This is a genomic window from Clostridium sp. (assembly GCF_051650885.1).
GTDB lineage: Bacteria > Bacillota > Clostridia > Clostridiales > Clostridiaceae > Clostridium.
In genome coordinates this window covers 21900-29036 of the sequence record NZ_JBOFRG010000104.1, presented here as the reverse complement: position 1 = coordinate 29036, position 7137 = coordinate 21900, and the positions used below count along the sequence as shown (strand labels likewise).

General features: G+C 31.6%; 7 protein-coding genes. All 7 read right to left on the bottom strand.

The features are described from left to right. Nucleotides 1-80: 80 nt before the first annotated feature. Complete coding sequence (speB, locus tag ACRC28_RS05115; RefSeq protein ID WP_438542372.1) at nt 81-929, bottom strand: agmatinase; 849 nt, start codon at nt 927-929, stop codon at nt 81-83. Then, nucleotides 922-1773 (bottom strand): polyamine aminopropyltransferase, encoded by an 852-nt coding sequence (gene speE / locus ACRC28_RS05110; protein ID WP_438542371.1) that lies wholly within the window; start codon nt 1771-1773, stop codon nt 922-924. The genes speB and speE overlap by 8 nt, the downstream gene beginning before the upstream one ends. A gap of 24 nt (nt 1774-1797) precedes the next feature. Next, complete coding sequence (locus ACRC28_RS05105) at nt 1798-3252, bottom strand: aminotransferase class I/II-fold pyridoxal phosphate-dependent enzyme (protein WP_438542370.1); 1455 nt, start codon at nt 3250-3252, stop codon at nt 1798-1800. Between the two features lie 15 nt (nt 3253-3267). After that, nucleotides 3268-4086 (bottom strand): adenosylmethionine decarboxylase, encoded by an 819-nt coding sequence (speD, locus tag ACRC28_RS05100; RefSeq protein ID WP_438542369.1) that lies wholly within the window; start codon nt 4084-4086, stop codon nt 3268-3270. A 102-nt stretch (nt 4087-4188) separates the two neighbouring features. Beyond that, nucleotides 4189-4311 carry a hypothetical protein gene (locus ACRC28_RS05095; protein WP_438542368.1) on the bottom strand — a complete coding sequence of 41 codons (123 nt, stop codon included), beginning with the start codon at nt 4309-4311 and terminating at the stop codon, nt 4189-4191. A 243-nt stretch (nt 4312-4554) separates the two neighbouring features. Continuing rightward, nucleotides 4555-5103, bottom strand: a complete 549-nt coding sequence (locus ACRC28_RS05090; protein ID WP_438542367.1) for an ECF transporter S component — start codon at nt 5101-5103, stop codon at nt 4555-4557. Nucleotides 5104-5319: 216 nt separating this feature from the next. After that, the gene (locus ACRC28_RS05085) at nt 5320-6957 is read right to left on the bottom strand and encodes a DUF11 domain-containing protein (RefSeq protein WP_438542366.1); all 1638 of its coding nucleotides are present in this window, start codon (nt 6955-6957) and stop codon (nt 5320-5322) included. Nucleotides 6958-7137: the final 180 nt, after the last annotated feature.

Genomic DNA, 7137 nt, shown 5'->3' with positions numbered 1-7137 from the left:
ATTATTTTCTAGTCTTTAGAAAAACCGAATTGACTTAGCCAATTCGGTTTTTCTTAATTTTCTAAATTCTTAATTCTTAACTAATTACACGCAATAAGCATTTCTCTAAGCACTTTACATGCAACTGCTGTAGATGTTCCTGAAGTATCATATTGTGGTGATAATTCATTTATATCTATTCCAACAACGTTGTTAAGCTTTTTGAATTCTAATATTCCATTCATAAGCTCTTTAAATGTAACTCCACCTGCTTCTGGTGTTCCTGTTCCTGGGAAAATTGAAGGGTCTAGTACATCTAAATCTATTGTTATATACACAGGCTTATCTTTAATTTTTTCTACTATTTTATCTAAAGTATCTAAATTAAATTTATTTGTGTACATATGCTCCTTAGCCCAATAAAACTCTTCTCTTTCTCCTGAACGGATTCCAAATTGGAATATTTTATCGTCTCCAATTATATCCCAAACTCTTCTTATTACTGATGCATGTGATAATTCTTCACCTAAGTAGTTATCTCTTAAGTCTGTATGTGCATCAAAGTGAATTACATGTACATCTGGATATTTTTCATGTATTGCACGAAAAGCTCCAAGTGTTACTAAGTGTTCTCCACCTATCATAAGAGGTTTTTTGTTATCATTTAATACACTTCTTGTATATTCTTCTATCATTTCTAATGCTTTATTAGGATTTCCAAAAGGAAAATCTAAATCACCACCATCATAGATAGCTAAATCTTCTAAGTCTGCATCTTGATATGGGCTATATGTTTCAAGTCCATAAGACTCACTTCTCATTACTTTACTTGCAAATCTTGTTCCTGGTCTAAATGAAGTTGTTCCATCAAAAGGTGCTCCAAATATTACAGTAGTTGCTTCGCTATATTCAGATTCGCATCCTAAGAATGTTTCTACGTTTCTATTCATGAACACTTTCAAGCATTTCCTTAACGTAGTTTGGTAGTGCGAAGCATCCTTTGTGTAAGTCTGTGTTGTAGTATTTAGTTTTTAATCCTAAGTTGTTCCAAGCTTCAACATCAGCAGTTAATGGGTCATACTTTTTAGAAGCAAATCCAAATAACCAGTGTCCTGATGGATATGTTGGTATGTGTGCTTGGTATACTCTACAAACTGGGAAACACTCTTTAATTCTTTTGTGTGCTCTCTTCATTGATTTAGCATACTCTTCATAGTATGGACTTTCATGTTGGTTAACTAAAATTCCATCTTCTTTTAAAGCTTTAAAACAGTTACCATAGAATTCTCTTGTGAATAATCCTTCACCAGGTCCAAATGGATCTGTTGAATCAACTATTATTAAATCATATTTATTTTCAACTGATCTTACGAATTTTAATCCATCTTCAAAGAAAAGATTAACACGAGGATCGTCTAATTTTTCAGCAGTTTGTGGTAAGAATTTTCTACATACATCAACAACTAATTTATCTATTTCAACCATATCAATATTTTCAATAGTGTTGTATCTAGTAAGTTCTCTTACAGTTCCACCATCTCCAGCTCCTATTACAAGAACATTTTTGATGTTTGGATTTGTAGCCATAGGAATGTGAACTATCATATCGTGATAGATAAATTCATCCTTTTCAGTTACCATCATTAAACCATCTAAAGTAAAGAATGTTCCAAACTCATTTGATTTAAATACGTCTATTCTTTGAAACTCACTTTTGTCTGAGTATAATTGCTCATCTACCTTTATTGAAAATCTAGCTTCTTTAGTGTGTTCTTCTGTGTACCATAATTCCATTTTACATTCACTCCTTAATTTTTCTTATTTTAAAACTTGTAATTCATTTACATCCATATCTTCAGGACCTGTAACAAGGCTTCCCTTTTCTTTAGATGCTTCTATACATTCTATAGCTTCTTTTGTAATAAGCTCTCCTGGTGCAAGTATTGGAATACCTGGAGGATAACACATTACAAATTCACCTGAAATTCTTCCTTCTGATTCTCTTAAAGAGACACTTTCCTTATCCGCATAAAAAGCTTCTTTAGGTGACTTTTTAACTATAGGATTTATATATTCATGGTCAAATATTCCCTTTTTCTCTTTTGTATGAATTCTTTTTATTTCACTTAAAGCTGAAACAAGTCTTTCAATGTTATATCTAGTATCTCCAACTGATATTATTGAAAGTATATTTCCTATATCTCCAAGCTCTATTTGAATTCCATAATCATCTCTTAAAATGTCATAAGCTTCAATTCCTGCAAGACCAATATCTAGTGTGTTTACTGTAAGCTTTGTTACATCAAAATCATAGATATTATCTCCATTCACTATTTCTTTAGAAAAAGCATAGTATCCTGGAATCTTGTTTATTTCATTTCTTGCATATTCAGAAATAGACATAACCTCTTCAAAGATTTCCTCTCCATGAAGTGCTAAATTTCTTCTTGCTATATCAAGAGATGATAGTAAAAGATAAGAACCACTTGTAGTTTGTGTTAAATTTATTATTGTTCTAACATAATGTGGATTTATTCTTTCATTTTTCATAAGAAGCATAGAACTTTGAGTTAAAGAACCACCTGTCTTATGTATACTTACAGCTGCCATATCAGCTCCAGCTTCCATAGCTGACACTGGAAGTCTTTTATCAAAATAAAAATGTGTTCCATGTGCTTCATCTGCTAAAACATACATTCCATGACTGTGGGCTAGCTTTACTATTTCCTTTAAATCAGAACAAATTCCATAGTAAGTTGGGTTATTTACAAATATAGCCTTAGCATCTGGATTTTCTTTTATTGCCTTTTTTATATCATCTAAAGACATTCCAAGAGAAATTCCAAGTCTTCCATGAATTCCTGGATTTATATATATAGGATTAGCTCCTATAAGTATAAGGGAATTTATAGCTGACCTATGCACGTTTCTTGGCATAATAATCTTATCCCCTTCTTTACAAACAGTCATAATCATAGCTTGAACTGCTGATGTAGTTCCATTAACCATAAAGAAAGCATTATCTGCACCAAATGCATCTGCTGCTAATTCCTCTGCTTCTTTTATAACTGAAGTTGGATGACAAAGATTATCTAAAGGCTTCATAGAGTTTACATCAACAGATAAGCAATCTGCACCTAAAAACTCTTTAAGTTCCTTATTTCCTCTTCCTTGCTTATGCCCTGGAACATCAAAAGGAACAATTCTTTGATGCTTATACCAGTCAAGAGCTTCATAAATAGGAGCTCTTTCTTGAGGAGATTTTTCCTTCATCTTAAATTCCCCCTTTTAATAAATATTTACTCCACCATAGATTTCTATCATTTCTTTTGATAATCTATCTCTAATTTCTCTTCTCTCATTTGGTGATAACTCATATTGGTCTGATTTAAATAAATAATTGTTTAATTTAATATCATTAACCATCATTTTTGTATGGAACATATTTGCTTGGTAAACATTCATGTCTATACAATCATAATTCTTTAAAGTTTCCCCATCTATATAATCTTGTATTGATCTTATTTCATGATCAATATAATATTTTCTTCCCCCAATATCTCTAGTAAATCCTCTAACCTTATAATCAACAGTAATTACATCAGAATCAAAACTGCTTATAAGATAATTTAAAGCATTTAATGGCGATATTTTTCCGCAAGTTGATACATCAATATCAACTCTAAAAGTTGTTATATCATTATTAGGATGACATTCAGGATAGGTGTGAACAGTTAAATGACTCTTATCTAAGTGTCCCATTACACTATCACGAAGTGGCATATATGAAAATTCCCCTTTATTACATGAAGGATCTATTAATGCAACAGGCAGTGCTTCTTCTGTAATTAATACATTAACACTAGCTCCTTGTGGCTCATAATCCTGTTTTGAAATATTTAATACGTGTGCTCCTATAATCTCCGTTACATCACATAATATTTTTGTTAAACGCTCTGAATTATATTGCTCATCAATATACTTAATATAATCTTCTTTTTCTTTTTCAGTTTTAGCGTAACAAACGTCATAAATATTAAAACTTAAAGTTTTAGTTAAATTGTTAAAACCGTAAAGTGTTATCTTTTCTTTCAAAACTAACCTCAAATCCTTTCATTTTATAATTTTCATGCTCTTTTTCTTCTTAAATCAGAACTTTTTTATTAAATTTCTTAATATTACTAAACATGCTAAACCTTAGCTTATAGCCTATAATAAAGCTATTTGACCAATTCTTATACTAGAAATACTAAATATAAAACTTGATATTACTAAACTTTCATCTAAAAAAATATTAAATGAATTTAACTGTTTATTAAACCATTCATCCATTGTTAATTATTTCAATATCGTACTACATTATATACCACCCAAATTTCTAAGTCAATTCTAATTTATAAAGTTATTTCTTTATTAAAATAGATAACTTTTTGTATTTATTTTTAATAAAGAGTTAAAAATATCTATCACATAAAATCATTAATTAAAATAAACCATTGTTTTCACAAAATCATATATTAATAATAATCCCAGTAGAAAATTCCACTGGGATTATTATTTTCAATATTACTTCCTTTAATTAAGAATACTTCCTCTTATCTTCTCTGCAATTGGAGCTAGCACCACTGCAATTATAATTCCAACAACAACCTCAGATAAATCACCAACAAAATGAGCAGCTGCATAAGAAATACTTCCAACTAAGCCTACAGCAGCCCCTGTAATAACTCCACCCATTATTGCATTGGCTATAAAATATCCAATCAAATTCACTACTCCGCCTACCACAAAAGCAAATATGTACAACTTCATCGACCTTTTTTCACATCTATCTAAAATAGCCGCAACAGTCAAAGCCATAAGTCCTTTTATTACAAAAGTAAAAGGGGCCCAAAGGACATATCCAGCAGCTATATCAACAAGTGCCATACCAATAGCCCCAGCTAAAAACCCCTTCTTCTTTCCAAGCAAAAGAGCCCCAATTAAAACCATACAATCACCAGGTTGAATAAAACCATCAACTGTAGGTATTTTTATAATACTCCCCGCCACAAAAACTAAAGCTATCATAAGTGCCGTAAAAATAAGCCCTATAATCTTTTTATGCTCCTCACTAGTATTCATCTAAATCATCACCTTCTCTTATGTTCTAACATAATCATATATGGATATTTTTTCTTTGTAAATCCCATAACATTTTATTCATATTTATAGTATGATTAAAATCCTTCCTTATATACCTAGACAAGCCTTCCATACTACATCAGGCAAACAAACATAAAAACAAGGACATAAATTAGACATAAAATTGTACCGGTTCAATTTTAATTCTTAATTCAACTACGTTATCACCGAAAACTGAACTGTCACCGTTGTTTTTCCAGGTATTGTCCCGACTAATACTCCCCCTATAATATTTCCTCCATAGGCTACATTATCTATAAAAATTGAATTTGGAACTAAAGTTGTTCCATTTGGCAAAGTATCATAAAACTTTGCACCTGTAACAGTATAGGCTGCAATATTTGTAATTTCTACAGTATAAGTTATAGTTCCACCTAAATAAGTTACCGTTGGATCTACATATTTTTTTAAAGCTATAGGCGGTAAACTAGCTGTTGTTATAGCCGCACTACTAACCACAGTATTTGTTACAACTGCTATAGTTGTTGGATTTGCTGTAAAAGAATACTGGGTCTTAAATGTATTTACGTAATCTTGCCTATCAATTAAATCAGTCCCCACATTTGCCTTAAAGGAAATAGTCACCACTCCATTTGGAGGTATACTATTAGCTAATACTATCCCTGTCTGGATATTTCCAGAACTACTCACTCCATCTATCATTACAGTATTTGGTATGAATTGGAATCCTGTTGGCAAAGTATCTATTACATTTACATTTATAGCATTAGCAGAACCTGTATTTTGAATAGTTAATGTGTATACTACTGTGTCACTATTTTGAACAAAACTTTTATCTATAGTTTTACTTGATACTATAATAGCTGAATTTTGAAGTACTGATATAGCTAAAAATTGAAGTTCCATAGAATCCCCAGCTGAAAAAGGTAATCCAACTGTAATACTACTTGTTCCATTAGTAAGGCCAGGGCTTCCATCTACATTTGTTATATCATACCCATATCTATAAAAAGGTGTTGCACCAACATTTAAATCAGCAAAACTCCCAACAGTTGCAATATCTCCATTGTAATCACATATATATCCTCTATAAAAATTATTCGAAGGATTATTAGGTCCTGCAAGCCTAACCCCATTTAACGTAAGTCCATCCCCCGATGGAGCATCTCCATAAATAGCCGAAATTGCAACTCTTGATTTAAGAGGTCCTGATGTTGGCGTATATACCCCATTTATTGTCGTTGATGATGCTGCCGGATAATTAAAATTGGCAACACTAAAAAAATCAACACTACTATAATCAAAACTTGAATGTTTAAATACAACACATAAAATCCAACCAAGTCCTATAGTTGGCATAATCCCCTTTACATCTGCCACACTATACTTTCCAAGGCCTGCAGCTTTTACAATATTTGTTACATCTGCTCCTGATGTATAACAAATCCTAAATGTATCTGTTCCAGTTTGATTATATAAAGGATTTGGAGCTATATTTGTTGTAGTTCCTGTAGGATCAGTAAATTTAATCGATGTAGTTGGAACAGATGAGTTTTGTCCACCCCAATTTAAAAAAGCAAAAACAATTTCAGCATCACTAGGCACAGTCCCCGTATCAGGATTAAGCTCTGCCCACGACCCATTTAAAGATTGAGTAAGAGTCGTTCCTCCATAAGTTAATGGATCTGTTGAGATAGTCCCCGCTGAATTTAATGTTGTATCTAATGAAATGTAATGATTTGCTGTTGTAGCTCCTTTATCTACTCCTAGTGTATTTCCAGTTTGAATTATTTTATAATATCCAAACCCTTTAAATGCATTAATAAATGCCATCTAACCTTCCTCCTTATTCATATTATCATTTATTATATGCATCCCTAATCAAACCTTCTACACTCTCCTATTACCAAAACACAAAAAAATAGACTAGTCCCCTAATCTATTCCTTAATCTTTCAACTCATATAAATACCTGTAACACTTCTAACCTAATTAAAATCTTACCTCTTTACTA